Genomic DNA, 20,770 nt, shown 5'->3' on the forward strand with positions numbered 1-20,770 from the left:
GCTACTCGGCCGCGGCGCGAATGCCCGGCATGTCGGGGAAGGTGCAGATGACGGTCGTGCCCTTGTCCTTGCCGGTTTCGATGCGGACGCCGCCGCCGTGCAATTCGACGAAGCTCTTGACGATCGACAGGCCGAGGCCCGCGCCACGCCGGCGGCCGCCATTGGCGCGCGGTTCGAAGCGGCGAAACACCGAATCGAGCACATCCGGCGGCATGCCGGGGCCATCGTCATGAACCGAGAATTCCACCCCGTCCGCGAGCTGACGGCAGGCGAGCCGGATGGTGCTGGCCTCCGGGGCGTAATTGGCGGCGTTGCTGAGCAAATTATAGAGGATCTGCCGGATGCGGGTTTCGTCGCCGTGGAACGTCTTCGGCGCCGCGGCGGCATTGACCTCGAGACGGATCGAATGCTCCTGCAGCCGGTCGGCGACCAGTTCGGCGGCAGCCGCGATGGTGCGGTCGACATGAACCTCGGAGATGTCGAGCTGCATGATGCCGGCATCGACGGTCGCGAGATCCAGTATGTCGTTGACGATGGTCAGCAGCACCGAGGAGGACGAGCCGACATGCTCGACATATTCGCGCTGCTTCTGGTTGAGCGGGCCGGTCGTCGGCAAGGACAGAAGTTCGGTGAAGCCGATGATGTTGGTCAGCGGCGAGCGCAATTCGTAGGACACGTGCTGGACGAAGTCGTTCTTGAGCTGGTCCGATTTTTCCAGGGCCTCGTTCTTGTCCTTCAGCGCGCGTTCGACATGAACGCTGTCGGTGACGTCGACGAAGGTCATCATCACCTGGCCATTGGGCAAGGGGATCACGGCGTAACGCAGCACGGTGCCGTTGTTGAGCTCGGTCTGGCCATGGCGGTCGCGGCGCTCGTCGTCGAAGCCGGTGATGGCGGCGACGAAACCGGGCCAGGGGCTGTCCGCCGTCTGCCGGTCGCAAAGGTCGCGTATGGTCGAGACGTGCACATTGGGCTTGGCGGCGTCCGCCCCAAGTCCCCACAGCGCGGCGAAGGCCGGGTTCGATAGCCGCAGCCTGCCATCCGGGCCGAACACGGCAACGCCCTCGGCGAGGTTGTCCAGCGTTTCGCCCTGGACCCGCACAGCGGTGCGGTAGCGGCTCTCCAGGTCCATCTTCTCGGTCAGGTTCTCGAACACCCAGGTGACGCCGCCCTTGGGCTGCGGATTGGCGACGACTCGGATGGTCTTGCCGTCGGGCAGATGCCACCAGTGCTCCTGCGATTCCACCGCGCGGTAGGCGCCGAGCAGGCCTTCCTTCCAGCGGCGCCATTCGGGCTGTTCGGCGATCTTGCCCTCGCTGCGCAGCCGGTCGAGCAGCAAGGCATTGTCGGGCGCGCTATGCAGGAAGCCGCTGTCGAGCCCCCACAGTTTCTGGAACGCCTGATTGAAGAAGCGCAGCTTCTCGTCGGTGTCGAAGATGGCGACCGCGGTGTTGAGCTGGTCGAGCGTGTCGGCGTGGCTGCGCACCGTGCGCTCATATTCGCCACGAATGGTCTCGATGGCGCTGGTGTCGCAGGCAAGGCCGGCCGAGCCGTCGGCGCCGGCGAAGTCGGTCACCGCGAACACGCGGCGGTCGCCCTCGATCACCGTCGAAAGCGACTGCTCGAAAACCGGGTGCGATTTGTGCTGCGCGGCGATTGTCTCACGTGCCTGGCCGCCGAGGAACTCCTTGGCATCACGGACGGCGGCTTCCGCGCTCTCGGCTTCGACGGCGTCGGAATAGGCCCGGTTGACCCATTTCAGCCGCCCGTGCTCGTCGCGCAGCCATGCCGGCATCTTCAGCGCCTCGAGCAGACCGATCAGCGTGTCATGATCGGCGGCCAGCCGCTGGTTGTCGATCTTCAGACGGGCCTGGCTTCGCTGTGTCTCGGAAAGCGAGACAAACCGCACCAGTATGTGCGCCGCGCTCTTGCGGCCATGCACTTCGAGCGGCGCGCCGGCTTGGGACTCGATGATGAGGTCGAAGGGCCTCGCCTTTTCGCGCAAGCCCGCGACGGCATGCTCGAGCGCCGCCGCCGAGCGCGGCATCAGCCAGCGGCCGAAGGCCAGGAAAGCCGCCCGCTCCTCAGGCGCGCCGCTTTCGACCGGCAAGGTGCCGATGAGTTCGGGCTTCTTGTTTTCCGAGGCCCAGACGACCACACGCTGGTCGCGCAGATTGAGCAACGCTTCCGAACGGCGCAGCGCCGCGTTGACGTCGGCGATGCGGCTTCTCAGTTCGACATTTTCCGCCGAGGTGCGGGCCCGTTCGCGGATGAGAACGATGGCCGATAGAAAGGCCGCGCCCGTCACGCCGACGAACACGGCAAGCTGCATCACCTCGATCGTGCTGATTGATAGACCGGCTGCCGGTACGCCAGCGCCCTGGGCACGTGCCACCGCGCCAAGCAAGGGACTGGCAAGCGTGGAGCCGGCAAGCAACAATCCAGCGCGGCCACGCCATGAAAGACGCCCGCGCCGTGTTGGGGAGCCCGTGGTCCCCGAATCGTCATGGCCGCCGGAAACGGCCCGTCCCGCTCCGTGCGGGTATTGCCCCGGCATGTCTTGGTCCTCTCCGCCGCCTGAATGCAAGACCGCCCTGAAACGCGCCTCTCCGATCCCCTCTCGGGCCGGAAGCGTCGCGAATCACCTGACAATAAACCCTCGCCGAATCGCCGTGAAGGCTGGTCGCGCGCAAAAATAAAGCCGGGCGAAAAGTCAATCGCCCGGCCTCAATATCTGGTAGGATATCTAGCTTTGGTTAATAGCGGTAGTGTTCCGGCTTGAACGGACCCTGCGGCGTGACGCCGATATAGGCGGCCTGCTCACCCGACAGTTCGGTCAGGCGGGCGCCGAGCTTGTCGAGATGCAGGCGGGCGACCTTTTCGTCGAGATGCTTGGGCAGGACATAGACCTGGTTCTGGTACTGCTCGCCCTTGGTGAACAGCTCGATCTGGGCCAGCACCTGGTTGGTGAAGGAAGCCGACATGACGAAGCTCGGATGGCCGGTCGCGTTGCCGAGATTGAGCAGGCGGCCTTCCGACAAGAGGATCATCCGCTTGCCGTCCGGGAAGGTGATCATGTCGACCTGCGGCTTGACGTTGGTCCATTTCAAATTGCGCAGCGACGCCACCTGGATCTCGTTGTCGAAGTGACCGATGTTGCCGACGATCACCATGTCCTTCATCGACCGCATATGGTCGAGGGTGACGACATCCTTGTTGCCGGTGGTGGTGATGACAATGTCGGCGGTCGGAGCCGCGTCCTCCAGCGTGACGACTTCAAAGCCGTCCATCGCCGCCTGGAGGGCACAGATCGGGTCGACCTCGGTGACCTTGACGCGGGCGCCGGCACCCTTGAGCGAGGCCGACGAACCCTTGCCGACGTCGCCATAGCCGCAGACGACCGCGACCTTGCCGGCCATCATCGTGTCGGTGCCGCGACGGATGCCGTCGACCAGCGATTCCTTGCAGCCATATTTGTTGTCGAACTTCGACTTGGTGACCGAGTCGTTGACGTTGATGGCCGGGAAGGGCAGCAGGCCCTTCTTCTGCAGCTGATACAGCCGGTTGACGCCGGTCGTCGTCTCTTCGGTGACGCCACGGATCGCTTCCCTCTGCTTGGTGAAGAAGCCGGGCGAGGCCTTCAGGCGCTTCTTGACCTGGGCGTAGAAATATTCCTCTTCCTCGCTCTGCGGATTGGACAGCACGTCCTCCCCGGCTTCGGCGCGGGCGCCGATCAGGATGTACATGGTGGCGTCGCCGCCATCATCGAGGATCATGTTGGAGAGGCCGCCATCGGCCCACTGGAAGATCCGGTCGGTGTAGTCCCAGTACTGTTCGAGGCTCTCGCCCTTGACGGCGAAGACCGGAATGCCGGCCTCGGCGATAGCTGCCGCGGCGTGATCCTGGGTCGAGAAGATGTTGCAGGAAGCCCAGCGGATATCGGCGCCGAGCGCCTTCAGCGTTTCGATCAGAACCGCGGTCTGGATGGTCATGTGCAGGGAGCCGGTGATGCGCGCACCCTTGAGCGGCTGCTTGGCGCCGAATTCCTCGCGGCAGGACATCAGGCCCGGCATTTCGGTTTCGGCGATATCGAGTTCCTTGCGGCCCCAGCCGGCAAGCGAGATGTCGGCGACCACATAATCCTTGCTACCCGTCATGGCAGTACTCCGATGCGAATTGTTATGCTTGCGAATTGGTTGCGGATGCGCCCGCGCTGGCAGGCGCATCGAAGGGCGCGAATTGCCGGCCTGACTAGCAGATCGGCATCCAGACGACAATGGGATATAAAGAAATCTTTATCCCTGCATGTCTCTCGGACATGCACTGGCGGTGCACGGGATCAGCATTCCTCGCCGAAGCGGGAGGCAACGAGTTGTTCCAATGCGTCCATGACCTCGAGCGCCTCCGGCCCACTGGCGGTGACGCGGATCGACAATCCAGGGCTTGCGGCCAGCATCATCAGACCCATGATCGAGGTGCCGCCGACCTTGACGCCGTCTTTCTCGACATGGACGGATGCGTTGAAGCCGCTGGCGAGCTGGACGAATTTCGCAGAGGCACGTGCGTGCAGGCCGCGCTGGTTGACGATCGGAAACTCGCGGACGATCTGGTCCTTTTCCGATGAAACCATGCTCATTTGCTGCTCAGGAGTTGGCTGGCGACGTTGATGTATTTGCGGCCGGCGGCCTGCGCCTCGTCGAGCGCGGCGGCCATGTTGTCGCCCTTGCGGATCGAGGACAGCTTGATCAGCATCGGCAGGTTCATGCCGGCGATCACCTCGGTGCGGCCGGACTCCATCACCGAGATCGCGAGGTTCGATGGCGTGCCGCCGAACATGTCGGTCAGCACGATGACGCCGGCGCCGCTATCGACCCGGGCCACGGCGTCGACGATGTCGCGCCGGCGCTGTTCCATATCGTCGTCGGCACCGATCGCCACGGTTTCGAAATTGTCTTGTGGCCCGACGACATGTTCGACGGCATGTCGGAACTCGGTGGCCAGTTGACCGTGCGTTACAAGCACGAGTCCGATCATTCTTTGGTGGCTCCCGTCATCGCCGCTTCACAGGCGCATTTTATGCTCGCCAGCCATTCCGGGCGGCGGGAGCGCTATCTTGTCGACGCGCGGCCCGTTGACAAGCCCCAAATTGCGACGGCCCATGCCATTTTGACGCATTGCAGCAAAAAAACCCGGACGGATCATAAAAAAGGCGAGATCGACAACCGCGCCATCACGGCAGGCAGGGCCGCTGCGACATTGCGCTCGGCGACATCGATCCGCGGCACCGCGCAGCCGGCGATGTCGGTGCTGGCGTCCACCTGGAAACGCGCGATTTCATCAGCCGGCAGCAGGCGCAGGTGCAGGTCGACGACGCAGGCCGGTTCGAACGTCAGAGGCCGCGGACCCAGCCGCGGCACCTCGGCCAGGCCTGCTATGGTCGCGGGCGCGCGGCACACCAGCCGCCCCGCATGCGCCGCGACGAAAAGCTGATCGTCGCTGACCAGCCGCGAAAACATTCCGCGCTGCCGGCAATGGTCGATGAGCGCCAGCGCCACCGTCGTCTTGCCCGAACCGGAGGCGCCGCTGATGAGCACGCCACGCTCGCCGATCAGGACCGCCGTTGCGTGGATGTTTTCAGGTTTCACGAATTGAATCTTTGATCGGGCGTCACGCTTCGGCTGGCAGCGTCACGACGAAGCGCGCGCCCTTGATCTCGCCGGGCTTGGTGCCGGGGATGTTCTCGGCGGTCAGCGTGCCGCCATGGGCCTCGACGATCTGCCTGGAGATGGACAGACCAAGGCCTGAATTCTGGCCGAACGCCTCGCCGGCCGGCCGGTCGGTGTAAAAGCGCTCGAAGATGCGGTCGATATTGTCGGCGCGAATGCCGGGCCCGTTGTCGTCGACGGTCAGGATATTGAACTTGCCGGCGCGCGCCAGCGACAGGATGATATGGCCATGGTCCTCGGGAACGAAGGAGCGCGCATTCTCGATCAGGTTGGTGATGACCTGGCCGATGCGCAGATCGTGGCCAACGACGAAATAGCCTTTGACGCCTTGCGGCAACTTGGCGACCCTGAACTCGATCTCGACAGCCTTCTTGTTGCGGGTGGCCTCCCGCGACACCGCGACCAGATCGGTGATGAATTTCTTCAGGTCCACTGTGCCCGCGTCTTCGCGCGCAAGCTCGGCGTCGAGACGGGAGGCGTCGGAGATGTCGGTGATGAGGCGGTCCAGCCGTTTGACGTCGTGCTGGATGATCTCCATCAGCCGGCTGCGCGAATTGTCGTTCTTGGCCAGAGGCAGGGTTTCCACCGCGCTGCGCAGCGAGGTGAGGGGGTTCTTCAACTCATGCGATACATCGGCGGCGAAGCTCTCGATCGCCTCGATGCGGGCATAGAGCGCGTTGGTCATGTCGCGCACGGCGATCGACAGATTGCCGATCTCGTCCTGCCGGTCGGAAAAGTCCGGGATTTCCTCGCGGCTCTTGACGCCGCGCCGCACGCGCACCGCCGCCGCCGACAGCCGCCGCAGCGGGTTGGCGATGGTCGAGGCAAGAAGCATCGACAGGATGGCGGTGACCAGCGCCGCGATGCCGAAGACGCGCAGGATGGCCTTGCGTTCGGCAGCAACGATCTTGTCGATGTCGCCACCTTCGGTCGACAGCATCAGTACGCCGAGGACGGCGCGGAAGCGCTGGATCGGAACGGCCACCGAGACGATCTGCTCGCCCTGCTCGCTGACGCGCACGATGGTCGACGGGCTGCCGGTCAGAGCCTTGATCAGTTCCGGGAAGGCCGCGCCGTTACCGCCCGGCTGCTCGTGATAGACCGGCAGGTCAGTGTTGCGGAAGAAGTCGAAGATGAACTTCTGGATTCGCTCGACAAGGTCGGGCTCTTCCTGGTCGACCGGCGGCAGGTCGTAGCGCAGGATCTGGCCGCGCGAATAGAGGTGGCGCGAATCCAGCAGCAGGTTGGCATCACGGTCATAGATGCGGGCGCGTGTGCGGGTCGGCGAGATCAACCGGCGCAGCACCGGGGCGACGCGTTCCGGATTGATCGGAAAGTCCAGATTGTCGAGCTGGTCGGAGCCCGGCCCCAGGCTTTCGCCCGCCTGCAGCTCAAGCAGTTTTTCCGGATCGATGCTGATCGAATCCGTCTCGACGGTCGCCGACGCCGCGATCGCGCCGGCGATGATCTCGCCCTGCGTCATCAGGCTTTCGACACGGGCGTCGATCAGCCCGTCGCGGAAGGTGTTGAGGTAAAGGATGCCGGTGACGAGAACAGCCAGTCCGGCGAGGTTGAGGAAGAGGATGCGCCGCGTCAGGCTGGAAAAGATGTGATGGCCGAGGAAGCGGCGCATCGGCACCGTGATCCTCGAAACGAAGGACGGCATGATACGCGACGGCCGCCTGATGGCGCCCGCCGGTCTGCTTCGTTGTGCTTCAACTGCCATCGAATAGCAGTTCCCTGCTTAATTAGTGAGTAGGCAGTAGGCAGTAGGGAATAGAAAAATGGCTGGCTGACCGGCTATGGATGAGTGGCCGCTAGCACCATTCAAAACTGACTACCGACTATTCCCTACTGCCTACTCACTACTGCCTATTCATGCCTCGCGGAACCGGTATCCGACTCCATAAAGGGTCTCGATCATTTCGAAGTCGTCGTCGACGGCCTTGAACTTCTTGCGCAGCCGCTTGATGTGGCTGTCGATGGTGCGGTCGTCGACATAGACCTGCTCATCATAGGCCGAATCCATCAGCGCATCACGGCTTTTTACCACACCGGGACGCTGCGCCAGCGAATGCAGGATCAGGAATTCGGTGACGGTGAGCGTCACCGGCTCGCCCTTCCAGGTGCAGGTGTGGCGCTCCTGGTCCATGACGAGTTGGCCGCGCTCGAGCGAGCGAGCTTGCTGGCTGGGCGCCTTGGCCGCAGCCTCGCGGGCACTGGCGCGGCGCAGCACGGCGCGCACCCGCTCGACCAGCAGGCGCTGCGAGAACGGTTTGCGGATGAAGTCGTCGGCGCCCATCTTGAGGCCGAACAACTCATCGATCTCGTCGTCCTTGGAGGTCAGGAAGATCACCGGCAGGTCGGATTTCTGGCGCATCCGGCGCAGAAGCTCCATGCCGTCCATGCGCGGCATCTTGATGTCGAGGATGGCAAGATTCGGCGGCCGAGCCGCCAGGCCTTCCAGCGCGGACGCACCATCCGTGTAGGTCTCGACGCGATACCCCTCGGATTCGAGGGCGATCGACACCGACGTCAGAATGTTGCGGTCGTCATCGACAAGCGCGATTGTTGCCATTTCAAGCGGCTCCCTCATGAGCTGTCCCTTCTTTCGCAGAGAAGGGGCTTTTGCAGGACAAATTAGGTACAAAATGTGGCATAGGCCTAGTCCGCTGTCACGGGCGGCGTGCCGGTGGCCACAATCCTACCTCGACATGGATTGGACGAACGAACACGGCCAATCCTTGGGCAACCACGAAACTTTTTGCACATATAAACGATTTAAACAACTTTCAAATTTTTTAAATCGATTAATGATTTGATATCATTTGGCTTTTCTGGTTTTGCCATCTTTGCCCGGACAGCGGGCATGCTGGAATGCGCCAGCTTAAAGACGCGGCAAATCGGAGAAGGGTCACCAATGTCGGAAGTCGGCAAACGCAATCCTGCCTGTGCGATCGATCGTATCGGTCTCAAAACCTCCGGCGTGGTGCGCTACAATTTCGGCGCGGCCGCTCTTTATGAGGAATCGATCAGGCGCAACGAGGCCCGGCTGACCGCCCATGGCGCGCTGGTCGCCGAAACCGGACAGCACACCGGCCGCTCGCCCAAGGACAAGTTCGTCGTCCGTGACGACGCCACCGAACCGCATGTCTGGTGGGACAACAACAAGGCGCTTTCGCCGTCTCAGTTCGAGACGCTGCTCGCCGATTTCCGCGCCCATGCCGCGGACAAGGACCTCTACGTGCAGGACCTGGTCGGCGGCGCCGATACGGAGCTGAAGCTGCCCACCCGCGTGATCACCGAATTCGCCTGGCACTCGCTGTTCATCCGCAATCTGCTCATACGCCCGGACAACGCCGAACTCGAGCAGTTCGTAGCCGAGATGACGATCATCGACCTGCCGTCCTTCCGCGCCGACCCTGCTCGCCATGGCAGCCGCACCGAAACTGTGATCGCGGTCGATCTCACCCGCAAGATCGTGCTGATCGGCGGCACGTCCTATGCCGGCGAGATGAAGAAGTCGGTGTTCACCATGCTCAACTACCTGTTGCCGGAAAAGGGCGTGATGCCGATGCACTGCTCGGCCAATGAGGGCCCGGCCGGCGACGCCGCGATCTTCTTTGGCCTGTCGGGCACCGGAAAGACGACGCTGTCGGCCGATCCGTCGCGCACGCTGATCGGCGACGACGAGCATGGCTGGGGTCCGCACGGCATCTTCAACTTCGAAGGCGGCTGCTACGCCAAGACGATCAAGCTGTCGGCGGAAGCCGAGCCGGAGATCTTCGCCACCACGCAGCGCTTTGGCACGGTGCTGGAAAATGTCGTGCTCGACGCCGATGCCGTGCCGGACTTCAACGACGGCCGGCTCACCGAAAACACCCGTTGCGCCTACCCGCTCGACTTCATCCCCAACGCCTCGAAGACCGGGCGCGCCAGTCATCCCAGGAACATCATCATGCTGACCGCTGACGCTTTCGGCGTCATGCCACCGATCGCGCGCCTGACCCCGGCGCAGGCGATGTACCATTTCCTCTCCGGCTATACGGCCAAGGTCGCAGGCACCGAAAAGGGCGTAACCGAACCCGAGGCGACGTTCTCGACCTGTTTCGGCGCACCGTTCATGCCGCGCCATCCGTCGGAATACGGCAATCTGCTGCGCGAGCTGATCGCCCGCCATGGCGCCGATTGCTGGCTGGTCAACACCGGCTGGACCGGCGGCGCCTATGGCACCGGCAAGCGCATGCCAATCAAGGCGACGCGCGCCCTGCTTGCCGGGGCACTCGACGGCTCGCTGAAGACAGGCGTGTTCCGCACCGACGCCAATTTCGGCTTCGAGGTGCCGGTGGCGGTGCCCGGCGTCGACAGCGCCATCCTCGATCCGATGATTCTGGACCCCCGGGCGACCTGGGCGGACAAGGCTGCCTATGACCGGCAGGCGGCAAGGCTGGTCGGCATGTTCGCCGTCAATTTCGAGAAATTCGAACCGCATGTCGATGCAACCATCATGGGGGCAGCGCCCCGCATGCAGGAAGCGGCGGAGTAACCGCCCGAATCGCTGAGCATCATTGGCGCTCGGCACCATTGAAGGCCCGGTTTCGATCGGGCCTTTTCTTTTTCGGTCCGCCGCGCCATGACTGCGGCATGCCGACCGACGACAACATCATCATATCAGGCGAAGCGGTGATCCATCCGGGCGACCTGCACGAGGATTTCATCCGCTCGTCCGGCCCCGGCGGCCAGAACGTCAACAAGGTGGCGACGGCGGTACAGCTGCGCTTCGACGCGGCCAACGCCGCCGGCCTGTCGGAACGCGTGCGCGCGCGCACGATCAAGCTTGCCGGCCAGCGCGCCACCAAGGACGGCGTCATCGTCATTGAGGCCGGGCGCTTCCGAACCCAGGAGCAGAACCGGGCGGATGCAAGGGCAAGGCTCACGGCGCTGGTCGCCAAGGCGGCGGAACCGCCGCCGCCGCCACGCAAGAAGACGCGGCCGTCGAAAGGCGCGGTCGAGCGGCGGCTGAAGAGCAAGGCCGGACGCGGCACGATCAAGAAGCTGCGCGGCCGGGTGGAGAACGATTAAGCACCACACCAAGGTCGCGTCGTTTCGAAGCGGTGAAATCGAAGGCGCCTGGCTGTTGGTTTGCCGTGCCGATGCCTCTTCCACTTATCCGCTGCAAGTGTCTATCCCCGCGCCTGCATTCGCATTGGTGCCGAAATACCCGCAGCCCGTCACGTGACGCTTTCGGGTCGCCGTTCGCGTTTGATAATGGCATGTTGCGGCGATCCACCACCGCCATGCGAGGCAACCCATGCTCGTTCTGCCCAAGGGCGTCCGCCACATGCCGGCCTATCTGCCGCGCACCGCCCAGGAGGCGCTGGTCGAGAATGTCAGACGCATCGTCCAGCAGGCGCCGCTGTTCGTGCCGGCCATGCCGCGCACCGGCAAGGAGATGAGCGTGCGCATGACCAATTGCGGCCCGCTCGGCTGGGTCACCGACAAGGAACGCGGCTACCGCTACCAGCCGACGCATCCGCTGACCGGAGAGCCATGGCCGCCGATCCCCGAAGGCCTGCTCGATCTCTGGCGGCAGGTGTCGGGCTATCCGCATCCGCCGGAGGCCTGCCTCATCAATTTCTACACGGCCGAAGCCAAGATGGGCTTGCACCAGGATCGCGACGAGGCCGATTTCTCCGCCCCCGTCATCTCCGTCTCGCTGGGTGACGACTGCCTGTTCAGGGTCGGCCAGACGACGCGCGACGGCGCCACCAAATCGTTCAGGCTGAAGAGCGGCGACGTCGTCGTGCTTGGCGGCGAGGGCCGCCTCGCCTTCCACGGCGTCGACCGCATCTATCCTTCAACCTCGGCTCTGCTCAAAAACGGCGGCAGGATCAATCTGACGCTGCGCCGGGTGACGAAGCCGGAAGGGGGCGCCGCCCTTACATAAGCCGATCTTAACCCCCGGGCATTATTAAGGCAGCCAAGGTCGTGGATGCACGGAATATGATCGCAATGGCACCGGTCAATCAGACTGCCCCCAACCGGTCCGATGCCCGTTTCGCGGCACTTGTGTTGTGCGCCGGGATACTGATCGGGCTGCGCTATCATGTGGGATTGTGGACGTCAGACGAGCGTGGCCTGTCCGTGGTCAGCCACGGGATGCCCTATTGGGACTTTACAAACCTGTGGGCGGGTGGACGTATGGCGCTTGATGGGCATGTCGCGTTCCTGTTCGACATGGACAGCTATCGCGCAAGTCTGCGGCAGTTGTTTTCGCCAGACCTTCCCAATCAGGAGTGGAGCTATCCGCCCAGCATCCTGATTTTCGGCGCGCCGCTTGCTCTGTTGCCGATCTTTTCAGCCTACTTCGTCTGGACGTTCGGCACCCTCTTTTGCCTCTGGCTGGCCGTACGGCCACTGAAACTGGGCACGCTTGTCGAAGTGGCCATCCTTGTCTGTCCGGCCGTGCTGATCAATGCGGCCTTCGGCCAAAACGGCGCCTTGACGACGGCCTTGCTCGTTGGCGGATTGGCGGCGGCGCCGAAGCGGCCGATCCTGGCCGGGCTGCTGTTCGGGTTGCTGACGGTCAAGCCTCATCTTGGCGTTCTGGTCCCGTTCTGTCTGTTTGCCAGCGGCAGTTGGCGCGCCATCGGTGCTGCCGTACTGTCATCGGCGGCGCTGTTCCTGTTCACCGGAGCCTCGCTCGGATTCGATGTCTGGCGACTGTTCTGGACCGAAACCCGCCCCTTGATGACGGCGATACTGGAAGCGCCTTATCCGCAGCCCTATCAGTCCAATGCGGCAACCATGTTCTTCCTGGCTCGTGCATCTGGTTTGGGACTGGCCGCGGCTTATGCTCTGCAGGCCATTGCCACGCTTGCGGCGATCGCAGCAGCCATCTGGGCTTGGTTGCCGTGGCGGCAGGTCGAGCATCGCGAACGGGTCGTGCTCACCGCCGTGCTGGCGACGCTGGCGACGCCTTACGGCTACAGCTACGACACGATCGGTCTGGCCGTTGCCGTCGCCTATATATTCGCGACGCGCAACACCATGCCCAGGATTTTTCTGGCGTTGATCTGGCTCTATCCGGGCATCGCCCATCTGATAAACAATGCCGGGCTTGGCATCGGCGTGATGGTGCCGTTGTCACTGTCGGCATGGATGCTTGCCAACATCGTTGCCCGCGAGCACAGAGCCCCGGTTGCGGCTACCGACATGCCGTCGCCGGAAGCTTGATTGTGTCTATTGGCGCGCTTTGATGTCGGCGCGGATGAGCACGGTCACCGATCCGTTCTGAAGCAGCGCGCGGTAACCCTCCAGCGCCTTGGCGATCGTGACATTGTCCCTCAAGGGCGTTGGCGCACGCGGCTCTGCCGTTCCGTCGTCTACCACGATGTCCGGTCGCTTGGCAGCAAGTTCGCGGGCAATCGCCAGAATATATTCCTGACGCAGGGTCTCCAGATCCAGCCGCTGGGCAGGATCCTGCGCCAACTGGATAAGAATCCCGGCATCATTGACCATCCAGGCGGAAGGATTGCGTGCCACGACACGGGCGCCGACCATCCGGGCGAGCGGGTTGCCAGCCTGCAGCTGCGAACCGATTGACATGAAAGTTGGATGATCAGTGACGCGGCTGACGGCGACCGCCGCTGCGTCAAGATCACTGCGTGGCTGGGCAAACGCCAGACTTTGTTGCACCACGATCAACTTGACGATCGAAAACAAGCCAAGCAAGGCGCCAGTCTTGGCTAGTGCAGGCAGGCTTTGCAGCGGTTTCAACCGGATAGACTGAAGCATCAGTGCCAGGACGCCGAATGTCAGGAACGGCAGCGCCTGATAGGTCCACCCTTTGCCCATGATGACGAAGGCGGGGACGTAGGCCGCTCCCGCCAGAAGCAGTATTTTCGCATCGCGATGGAGACGACCGGGATAGACCATGACCAGCGTTGCCGCCGCCATGCCCGCGAACATCGTGACAGGCCACAGCATCAGCATGCCGAACACCGGGATGCGCAACGGCAGATAGACCTGGCGCAGCAAGGGCAGCACTTCGGTAAAGAAGGGCTGCATGAAAACGGCGAGCACAACCAGGTAGACGACGGTCAAAGTGCCGCCGACCATATTTTCCGTCGTCAAAAGCGGGTGGAGTGAGCGTCGCTGCAGCGCAATGACCATGGCCGGCACAGCCAGCGAGAGCACACTGTAGGGTGGTTTGATCATGACGAAGATACCGGCGCCGACACCGGCTCCGAACCGCTCGGCGACGCTGCCTGCACGAAAATCCGCCGCGCGGTCGCGCGCCGAAAGCAATGCCAGCCAGGGCAGCAAGGCAATGACGGCAATCTGCTCGCGTTGGCCGAAATCCGGCGGGAACAGGAACAGCACGACAAACACCGCCGCTGGAATGATCCAGACGCATTGTTTCAGCGGTTTTTCGTCCCCCCGCACTAGAACGCGCGCGGAATAGTAGACAGAAGTTACCGCGAACGCGGCTAGGCCCACGCTCACCCAAATCTCCGCTGCAAGCCCTGTCAGCCGTTCCATGACGAGGAAAGGCAGATAGAGCCAGGTTGAAAAAGGTGGGTTGCCCTCGGCGATATCGGCATAAAGCCGCTCGTCGCCCAGGACGCGCTCGCCAACCGTCAGCAGCCACGATACGTCGACATTGCTCGGCACGACGACGAGTGACACGGCGATCGTATAGGCAACGACCAACAGCGTCGCGGCAACCGGCGCGCCGAGACGAAACACGGCCCGGCGAGGCTTCAAGTCTGCCGGCTTGACGGGAGCAACAAGCGGCGAGTCCATGCCAACAGCCTTCATCATCAGAACAGTTGGTCTCTAGCAGATCAGCGGTTAAAGGCGTTCTAACCGGTCGGCTGAGCACAGCCTGCCCGCCAGCCAGGAAGAAAAAGAGGAGGATTAGGGTTTCCGGAAGCCGGAATGAACGGCCCGTATCAGCCTCCGGCCCATCCCCGATGCCAAACGCGGCTCAAGACAGGGGCGAAAATGTCGCCGAGATCAGCTGGAAAGGCAGTGCGCCATAGGCCGCGACTGTCGCCTCATCACCCCATTGCCGGAACTGCCGGGAGGGACGCGCCTCCAGCGTCAAGGCATCCCTCTTGCCGTCAAGCGTCACCTTGCCGCGAAAATGCAGCACCCGTTCCCGACCGGACCGGCTGATGGCCATGGCGCGCAGGCGGGCGACATGGTGGTCATCGGCATTGATCTCCATCTCGATGCGGCGCCGGACCGGTGGCACGCTGATCCTGACCGTGATGGCCAGCATCATGTTCCCCGTCGTGCGCGGACAAGGTATGAATTCCGAGAACACCGGCAGCGCCGCCTTTTCGGCCGGCTCAGCGCGGGCTGCCCTGCCGCGCCAGGCCTTGGCTGGCGGCTCCTGCCGCAGCCGGACGCTCTTGCGCCGCAGCCGCAATTGCTTGGCGAGGCCACGCGACAACCAGACCAGCCGACCGAAATCGGTCCGCGGCTTGGCCTGCAGCATCGCCGACCAGCGCGAAAGACCGGTGCGGTCGGCCATCTGCAGCACGCGCGCCAGCACGCTGTCCGGCACTGCGACGCCGGTTTCAAGCGCGAGGTAGGAGAGCGCCACCGCCGCGGCAACGGTAAGCCCACGCCTGGCGACGATATCGAGGAGCACGTCCCAGGCGACATCGCCGCCGCGAATGGCCACCACGCAGTCGACCAGCCAGTCGCTGTGCGTATGGGCGTCGAGCCCGCCATGCGCGATGGCAAGCGCGATGCGGTCGGCAGCCGAGGGCACCAGCACGCCGATGTCGCTGAACGCGGCCGCGACAGCCCGTTGCCATATGGCCAGGTCGTCTTCTTGGCTTTGCTGCGAACCATCATAGCCAAGCTGGTGCAGGTCGATGTCGCCCAGATTGCCCCTGAAGAAGTTCATGGAGCGCAGCGACGCCAGCCTCGTCCTCAGATATTGCGGGCTGACACCGGTAGCGATCTGCCAGTCGCCGTCGCGCAGCACGTCGAAGGCCGTTTGCATGTCGTGGGGCCGCACCAGTATGTCGATGTCGTGCGCCACACGGCCGCGTTGCGCCGAGGCGTTCAAGGCGGTCCGGCTGGCGCCCTTGATCAGCATCACCCGGCATCCGGCATCCACCATCGCCTTCAGCGCCGGCTCGGCTTCCCGCATGGCCATGCGGGATTTGGTCCACAGCATCTTTTGCAGCCCTACGAGCCGCGGATAGGCGGCGTGGCCGGCCAGCTTCCTGCCGAACCTGTCGGAGATCGCGGCCAGCAGCCGGTGCTCGCGGAAGGAGACGAGATCGATATCGTTCTCGTCCAGCCAGCGCGCGGCGCAAGCAGCAGCGGCATCCTCGTCCGGAAGCAGCGCTGCCTTGAGCAATTGGTCGAGCCCGCCGGTCGGCCACGACCAGCCATAATCAGGGAAGCGTCGGTCGATACCGCGGATATTCGCCATCAGCCCGGACCGGCCTTGTTGAGGGCCCGCCGCAGCATGGCGAGCCGCGCCACTTCCAGATAGCCGCGGTCGCGGGCCGCGTCGCGCCCATAGGACAGGCTGCCCGGTCTGATGCGGCGCAGCGCCAGCACCTCGTCCATCATATCGAGGGCGAAGCCGGCCTCGCGTGCCCGGGCGATCCAGTCGATCATTTCGCCACGGCCGCCAGGCGGGTCGATGACCGGCCCGACGGTCTCGGCGACCTCGCGTCGGATCAGCATGGTCGAGCGCGACCAGCCAGGCACGGCGGCTGCTTCGGGCGCGTCGGGCAGGTCGTTGCGGAAGTTCCGCAAATGGCAGAAGACACCCGATGTCGCGGGAGAGCTCTCGAGATACGCGAGCTGTCTTTCGATCTTGCTCGGCAGCCACAGATCGTCGGCATCGAGCGTCGCGGCGAATGGCGTCGTCAGCGCCGCCATGCCGCGGGTCGTGGCGCTGCCAGGCCCGGCATTCTCCTGCCGCAGCAGGCGCACCGGCATGCCGAGCGCATCGATCACGCCGGCAAGATTTCCCGGATCGGTTGAGGCCTTGAACCGATTACGCCTCGATTTCCAACGCCGACAGCGGCTTGGAGCAACAGGCCAGGATGAAGCCGTCATCGATCTCATGATCGAGGATGCCGCCATTGTGGCTCATCTCCACATCGCCGTAGACTTTCTTGACCTTGCAGGTTCCACACAGGCCGAATTCGCAGGCCGCGGGTATCCGCACGCCCCAGGCGCGCGCCGTCTGCAGCACGGTCTGGCCGGCGACACATTCGGCATCGACGTCCGAAAGCGCGAAGCGGATCGCTGTCGCGGCTTCGACGGGAACAGGGGCGCCGTCCTGTGCGGGCGACGCGAACGGCGCCGGGATTTCCTCCACCACCGGCGCGGCGAAGCTCTCCTGGTGGTATTTCGTCATGTCGAAGCCGGCGCCTTCCAGCATGCCGCGCACGGCCCGCATGAAAGGGTCGGGACCGCAGCAGAATATCTCGCGTTCGCGGAAATCGGGCGCCAGCAGCGGCAGCCTTATGGCATCGATACGGCCCATATGGCCGTACCAGCCCTCACGGCTTGAGCGCTCCTCGATCATGAAGCCGAGCGACAGGCCGGGCATATGGCCGCCGAGCAGTTCGAGTTCCTTGCGGAAGATGATCTCTTCGGGGCGCCGCGCGCAGTTGACGAAGCCGACATCGGTCCATGGCGCGCAGTCGTTCAGCCAGCGCAGCATCGACATCATCGGCGTCACGCCCGAGCCGGCCGAGATGAACAGATATTTTGCCGCCGGATGGCTGTGCAGCGAGAAATCGCCGGCCGGCCCATAGGCCTTGACGTGCGATCCGGGCCTCAGATTGTCGAACATCCAGCGCGTACCGATGCTGCCGGCTTGCGCCTTCACCGTCACGGCGATCGAGAACGGCCTCGATGGCGACGATGACAATGTATAGGTGCGCATCAGCGGCCCGTCGGCTGTCGGCAGTTCCAGCGTCACGAACTGGCCCGGCTTGTAGCGGAACCAGGTCTGGTTGTCGGAGCGGAAGGTGAAGGTCTTGACGTCAGGAGACTCGTCGCTGACGCCGGTCACTTCCAGCACCTGGAGCCTGTCGTTCCATGGCGCCATCTGGTCGAGATGGCGGTAAAGGCCAAGATCAGTCATCGCGTTCATCCCTTGGCCTCTCAGGCGACACTGCGGAGCGCTGGTCGACCATCCTCGGCGAGGCGCGGACCAATGAAGCGCGCATACCAGTCGACGAACTGGATCACGCCGCCCTCATGCAGCTCCGAATACGGGCCTGGTTCGTAGGCCGGCGACAGAATGCCGAAGGCGTTTTCCTCGACGATACGGCGATCCTGATCGTTGGTCTCGGTCCACACATGGATGAGTTCGGCGAGATCGTAATCGACGCCCTCGACCGCATCCTTATGCACCAGCCATTTCGTCGTCACCGCGGTTTCCGTGGCACTGATCGGCAGCACGCGGAAGGTGACGGCATGGTCGATCAGGATATGGTTCCAGGTCGTCGGATAGTGATAGTGCATCAGGGTGCCGATGCGGTCGGCCGAGACGCTGTCGGAGAGGTTCTTCTTCACCGCCCGCTTGCCGTTCATCGTGTAGCTGACCGCATCGCGCAGCAGCGGCGCGCGCGTGGCGCGATATTGCCCGGCCGGGTCGATACGGAACTTGCTCGCCAGGCCCGCCGCCTCGCATTTCGCCCAGTGCGCCAGCATTTCCGGATCGCTGTCGGCGCCCTGTACACCGGTCACGGTCGGCGCCTCCGGGAAGGTCTTGCAAAGCTCCGGATGGTTGCCGGCGCAATGGTAGCACTCGCGGTTGTTTTCCCAGACCAGCTTCCAGTTGCCCTTCTCGATGATGGTGCTCTCGAAGGCGATCCTTGCTTCGCTCAGCCGGTGCGGCTTGAGATAGGGTTCGATCATCGCCCGCATCGGTGCGAAGTCGGCGGGCTCCTTGGCCAGGCAGATGAAGATGTAGCCGGCCACGCTCTCGCAGGCGACCGGCTTCAGGCCGAACTGGCTTTTGTCGAAGCCGTCGGCCATCTGGCGGGCGAACAGCAGGCGGCCGTCGAGCTCGTAGGTCCACTGGTGATAGGGGCAGACCAGTTTGGCGGCCAAGCCCTTGTCGGTGTTGCAGACGCGGCTGCCGCGATGGCGGCAGGAGTTGTGGAAGGCATTGATCTTGCCCTGCTGGTCGCGCACCAGCACGACCGGATAGTCGCCGATCTGCACGGTGATGAAGCTTCCCGGCTTCGGCAATTCGCAATCATGGCCGATGAACAGCCAGTCGCGATACCAGATCAGCTCCATGTCGAGCTTGAAGTAGTCCGGGTCGGTGTAGAAGGGCTGTTCCAGCGAAAAGCCCTCTCTGCGGCTGTTCAAGAGCCTCAGCATATCGATGCGCACATCCATGTCCTGTCCTCGCATTCAAGGACTGAACCGGAGGGGAAGAGAGGAAGGATGGGACGCAGGCCGGTAAAAGCGCCGGACATGCACTATCCGCCCCTTGACCGCCCGCCGCGATCAGTCGAGTTCAAATATCTCGGGCTGGTTTCCGGGCTCTGGAGTGTCCTTGCGGACTGTCGCGACACCTTCCCAGGCTTTCGCCCAGTGGTCTCCCGTTGCGACTTGAACTCCACCACCGTTGCGGGGGCAGCGCCGGACTTTGACCGGCTTCCCAATTCTCCGCCCCGTCGTCACGAAGCGGCACCTGAGATGACATGATCTAACCACGACAGCGCTTGCGACATCGGCATGAAAGCGACATCGCATCCATGTGGCGCGACACGCATGCGCAACGAGCTGGTCGCGAACAGCGGCAGCGAGAATCATGGCGGTGACGGCGCGCCGGGCGCCGGGAGTCGGCCCCGATTGGGAGCAAAAAAGGGTTACGGTTTCGAAAAGTGACTATTAGCAGATTCTAAAATCGAACCGAACGGTTCGTTTCTGTTGACGGTGCGTGCAGGACGGTGTGAACGCTGAGCCTCCGATACAGTCGGTGATGGCGGCGCCGATTTTAATTAACACTTTGATATTGCATGGAAAAAAATCTTATGTGGGGGATCTTGGTACAATTTCAAGTGGTGGATTCATGGTCCACGTTGAACATCTTCGTGATTGGAAACGGCTAGCTGGCTCTCCCACATCGGGGTCGTCCGAACGACGCGATTTTAATCCCAAGACACGCCGCTAGACGGACGGAAAAATACTGGAGTACCAAAAAATGAAAAAGATTGTCCTCACTGCCGCCGCCTTTCTGGCCATTTCCGGCAGCGCCTTCGCTGGTAGCGACAACTATGGTTCGAAGGCCCCCGCGGCCACCGCTGTCGACAGCTCCTACACCGCTTCGGTCAAGAAGTCGGAACCGGCTGCCCAGACGCCCATCCACGGTTCTGACCGCAACCTGTTCGGTAACAACTAACAGTCGATCTCCAGCAGGCGGCGGGTTTTGACTCGCCGTCCTGGCGACACTCGAAGAATTCAGGAGACTTGAAATGAAGAAGATCGCTCTTGCTGCCGTCGCCATTCTGGCCATTTCCGGCAGCGCTTTCGCCGGCAGTGACAATTATGGCTCGAATGGCGCCAGCCAGCCGGCCGCCACGTCCACCGACACCTCATATACCGCTTCGATCAAGAAGTCCGAACCGGCGGCTCAGACGCCCACGCACGGTGCTGACCGCAACCTGTTCGGCAACAACTAACTTTCCGACATCAGGCGGCGGCAAGCCCGCCGCCTGAGTTGGAATATACCGGAGTACCCGAAATGAAAAAGATTGTTCTACCGCCGCCGCACTTCTGATTGCCGCCGGCAGCGCCTATGCGGCCAACGACAATGTTGGCGGCACCGACATCAACAAGCAGGCGACGACCGCCAACATAGACGCTTCGCATACCGGCTCGATCCGCAACGAAGAGTCGCCTGTCTACAAACTGCTCAATTCGTCGGGTGACGTCCAGAAGTCCGCCCCACAGGGCAGCGACCGGAACCTCTTCGGCCGTTAATAGCTGATGTGGAATACAAAAAGAGCCGCAGGCCGATGCCCGCGGCT

19 protein-coding genes and 1 riboswitch are annotated in these 20,770 nt (G+C 63.2%); of the genes, 7 read left to right on the plus strand and 12 right to left on the minus strand.

Features of this window, described 5'->3' with window-relative positions:
* Position 1: 1 nt before the first annotated feature.
* The 7 genes from FJ958_RS16780 to FJ958_RS16815 all read right to left on the minus strand — a co-directional run bounded on the left by FJ958_RS16780 (position 2) and on the right by FJ958_RS16815 (position 8,304).
* Positions 2-2,557, minus strand: coding sequence for a PAS domain-containing sensor histidine kinase (locus FJ958_RS16780; RefSeq protein WP_140744316.1), 2,556 nt, complete (start codon positions 2,555-2,557; stop codon positions 2-4).
* A 199-nt stretch (positions 2,558-2,756) separates the two neighbouring features.
* Entirely contained in the window at positions 2,757-4,157 is a 1,401-nt protein-coding gene (gene ahcY, locus FJ958_RS16785) for an adenosylhomocysteinase (protein ID WP_140744317.1), read from the minus strand.
* A 182-nt stretch (positions 4,158-4,339) separates the two neighbouring features.
* Positions 4,340-4,636 (minus strand): HPr family phosphocarrier protein, encoded by a 297-nt coding sequence (locus FJ958_RS16790; protein WP_140606689.1) that lies wholly within the window; start codon positions 4,634-4,636, stop codon positions 4,340-4,342.
* A complete protein-coding gene (locus FJ958_RS16795; protein ID WP_126057117.1) occupies positions 4,633-5,034 on the minus strand; it encodes a PTS sugar transporter subunit IIA in 402 nt (133 codons plus the stop codon). The genes FJ958_RS16790 and FJ958_RS16795 overlap by 4 nt, the downstream gene beginning before the upstream one ends.
* Before the next feature lie 164 nt (positions 5,035-5,198).
* Positions 5,199-5,645 (minus strand): HPr kinase/phosphorylase, encoded by a 447-nt coding sequence (locus FJ958_RS16805; RefSeq protein WP_140744319.1) that lies wholly within the window; start codon positions 5,643-5,645, stop codon positions 5,199-5,201.
* A gap of 22 nt (positions 5,646-5,667) precedes the next feature.
* On the minus strand, positions 5,668-7,452 hold the full coding sequence (locus FJ958_RS16810) for a sensor histidine kinase (protein WP_140744320.1): 1,785 nt from the start codon (positions 7,450-7,452) through the stop codon (positions 5,668-5,670).
* Between the two features lie 150 nt (positions 7,453-7,602).
* A complete protein-coding gene (locus FJ958_RS16815; protein WP_010912942.1) occupies positions 7,603-8,304 on the minus strand; it encodes a response regulator transcription factor in 702 nt (233 codons plus the stop codon).
* 342 nt (positions 8,305-8,646) lie between these two features.
* On the opposite strand from FJ958_RS16815, the gene FJ958_RS16820 reads away from it, so the two are divergent.
* The 4 genes from FJ958_RS16820 (at position 8,647) to FJ958_RS16835 (ending at position 12,962) form a co-directional block, all read left to right on the plus strand.
* The gene (locus FJ958_RS16820; protein WP_140744321.1) at positions 8,647-10,272 is read left to right on the plus strand and encodes a phosphoenolpyruvate carboxykinase; all 1,626 of its coding nucleotides are present in this window, start codon (positions 8,647-8,649) and stop codon (positions 10,270-10,272) included.
* Positions 10,273-10,370: 98 nt separating this feature from the next.
* The gene (gene arfB / locus FJ958_RS16825) at positions 10,371-10,808 is read left to right on the plus strand and encodes an alternative ribosome rescue aminoacyl-tRNA hydrolase ArfB (RefSeq protein WP_140744322.1); all 438 of its coding nucleotides are present in this window, start codon (positions 10,371-10,373) and stop codon (positions 10,806-10,808) included.
* A gap of 229 nt (positions 10,809-11,037) precedes the next feature.
* Positions 11,038-11,673 (plus strand): alpha-ketoglutarate-dependent dioxygenase AlkB, encoded by a 636-nt coding sequence (locus tag FJ958_RS16830; RefSeq protein ID WP_140744323.1) that lies wholly within the window; start codon positions 11,038-11,040, stop codon positions 11,671-11,673.
* A gap of 65 nt (positions 11,674-11,738) precedes the next feature.
* Positions 11,739-12,962, plus strand: coding sequence for a glycosyltransferase family 87 protein (locus FJ958_RS16835; RefSeq protein WP_140744324.1), 1,224 nt, complete (start codon positions 11,739-11,741; stop codon positions 12,960-12,962).
* Between the two features lie 6 nt (positions 12,963-12,968).
* On the opposite strand, the gene FJ958_RS16840 is transcribed toward FJ958_RS16835, so the two are convergent.
* The 5 genes from FJ958_RS16840 to FJ958_RS16860 form a co-directional block, all read right to left on the minus strand.
* Positions 12,969-14,552 (minus strand): hypothetical protein, encoded by a 1,584-nt coding sequence (locus FJ958_RS16840; RefSeq protein WP_210243449.1) that lies wholly within the window; start codon positions 14,550-14,552, stop codon positions 12,969-12,971.
* Positions 14,553-14,718: 166 nt separating this feature from the next.
* Positions 14,719-16,188: a nucleotidyltransferase family protein gene (locus FJ958_RS16845; protein WP_140744326.1), complete on the minus strand. Its 1,470-nt coding sequence runs from the start codon at positions 16,186-16,188 to the stop codon at positions 14,719-14,721.
* Positions 16,188-16,724, minus strand: coding sequence for a glycosyltransferase family A protein (locus tag FJ958_RS16850; RefSeq protein ID WP_246679611.1), 537 nt, complete (start codon positions 16,722-16,724; stop codon positions 16,188-16,190). The genes FJ958_RS16845 and FJ958_RS16850 overlap by 1 nt, the downstream gene beginning before the upstream one ends.
* Before the next feature lie 40 nt (positions 16,725-16,764).
* Positions 16,765-17,865 carry a hybrid-cluster NAD(P)-dependent oxidoreductase gene (locus tag FJ958_RS16855; protein WP_140744328.1) on the minus strand — a complete coding sequence of 367 codons (1,101 nt, stop codon included), beginning with the start codon at positions 17,863-17,865 and terminating at the stop codon, positions 16,765-16,767.
* A gap of 20 nt (positions 17,866-17,885) precedes the next feature.
* Positions 17,886-19,133: an aromatic ring-hydroxylating dioxygenase subunit alpha gene (locus FJ958_RS16860; protein WP_140744329.1), complete on the minus strand. Its 1,248-nt coding sequence runs from the start codon at positions 19,131-19,133 to the stop codon at positions 17,886-17,888.
* A 115-nt stretch (positions 19,134-19,248) separates the two neighbouring features.
* Positions 19,249-19,450, minus strand: a riboswitch (cobalamin riboswitch).
* Between the two features lie 494 nt (positions 19,451-19,944).
* Here FJ958_RS16860 and FJ958_RS16865 point away from each other — a divergent pair.
* The 3 genes from FJ958_RS16865 (at position 19,945) to FJ958_RS16875 (ending at position 20,723) form a co-directional block, all read left to right on the plus strand.
* The gene (locus FJ958_RS16865; RefSeq protein ID WP_140744330.1) at positions 19,945-20,142 is read left to right on the plus strand and encodes a DUF680 domain-containing protein; all 198 of its coding nucleotides are present in this window, start codon (positions 19,945-19,947) and stop codon (positions 20,140-20,142) included.
* 73 nt (positions 20,143-20,215) lie between these two features.
* Positions 20,216-20,422 (plus strand): DUF680 domain-containing protein, encoded by a 207-nt coding sequence (locus FJ958_RS16870; RefSeq protein ID WP_140744331.1) that lies wholly within the window; start codon positions 20,216-20,218, stop codon positions 20,420-20,422.
* A gap of 43 nt (positions 20,423-20,465) precedes the next feature.
* Positions 20,466-20,723, plus strand: coding sequence for a DUF680 domain-containing protein (locus FJ958_RS16875; RefSeq protein ID WP_140744390.1), 258 nt, complete (start codon positions 20,466-20,468; stop codon positions 20,721-20,723).
* Positions 20,724-20,770: the final 47 nt, after the last annotated feature.

The sequence above is a fragment of the Mesorhizobium sp. B2-3-5 genome, from assembly GCF_006442395.1.
Lineage (GTDB): Bacteria > Pseudomonadota > Alphaproteobacteria > Rhizobiales > Rhizobiaceae > Mesorhizobium.

Coding starts and splice junctions, on each gene's coding strand:
- FJ958_RS16780 (WP_140744316.1), bottom strand. CDS start 2,557: ATGCCGGGGCAATACCCGCACGGAGCGGGACGGGCCGTTTCCGGCGGC.
- ahcY (WP_140744317.1), bottom strand. CDS start 4,157: ATGACGGGTAGCAAGGATTATGTGGTCGCCGACATCTCGCTTGCCGGC.
- FJ958_RS16790 (WP_140606689.1), bottom strand. CDS start 4,636: ATGAGCATGGTTTCATCGGAAAAGGACCAGATCGTCCGCGAGTTTCCG.
- FJ958_RS16795 (WP_126057117.1), bottom strand. CDS start 5,034: ATGATCGGACTCGTGCTTGTAACGCACGGTCAACTGGCCACCGAGTTC.
- FJ958_RS16810 (WP_140744320.1), bottom strand. CDS start 7,452: ATGGCAGTTGAAGCACAACGAAGCAGACCGGCGGGCGCCATCAGGCGG.
- FJ958_RS16815 (WP_010912942.1), bottom strand. CDS start 8,304: ATGGCAACAATCGCGCTTGTCGATGACGACCGCAACATTCTGACGTCG.
- FJ958_RS16820 (WP_140744321.1), top strand. CDS start 8,647: ATGTCGGAAGTCGGCAAACGCAATCCTGCCTGTGCGATCGATCGTATC.
- arfB (WP_140744322.1), top strand. CDS start 10,371: ATGCCGACCGACGACAACATCATCATATCAGGCGAAGCGGTGATCCAT.
- FJ958_RS16830 (WP_140744323.1), top strand. CDS start 11,038: ATGCTCGTTCTGCCCAAGGGCGTCCGCCACATGCCGGCCTATCTGCCG.
- FJ958_RS16835 (WP_140744324.1), top strand. CDS start 11,739: ATGGCACCGGTCAATCAGACTGCCCCCAACCGGTCCGATGCCCGTTTC.
- FJ958_RS16840 (WP_210243449.1), bottom strand. CDS start 14,552: ATGATGAAGGCTGTTGGCATGGACTCGCCGCTTGTTGCTCCCGTCAAG.
- FJ958_RS16845 (WP_140744326.1), bottom strand. CDS start 16,188: ATGGCGAATATCCGCGGTATCGACCGACGCTTCCCTGATTATGGCTGG.
- FJ958_RS16855 (WP_140744328.1), bottom strand. CDS start 17,865: ATGACTGATCTTGGCCTTTACCGCCATCTCGACCAGATGGCGCCATGG.
- FJ958_RS16860 (WP_140744329.1), bottom strand. CDS start 19,133: ATGGATGTGCGCATCGATATGCTGAGGCTCTTGAACAGCCGCAGAGAG.
- FJ958_RS16865 (WP_140744330.1), top strand. CDS start 19,945: ATGAAAAAGATTGTCCTCACTGCCGCCGCCTTTCTGGCCATTTCCGGC.
- FJ958_RS16870 (WP_140744331.1), top strand. CDS start 20,216: ATGAAGAAGATCGCTCTTGCTGCCGTCGCCATTCTGGCCATTTCCGGC.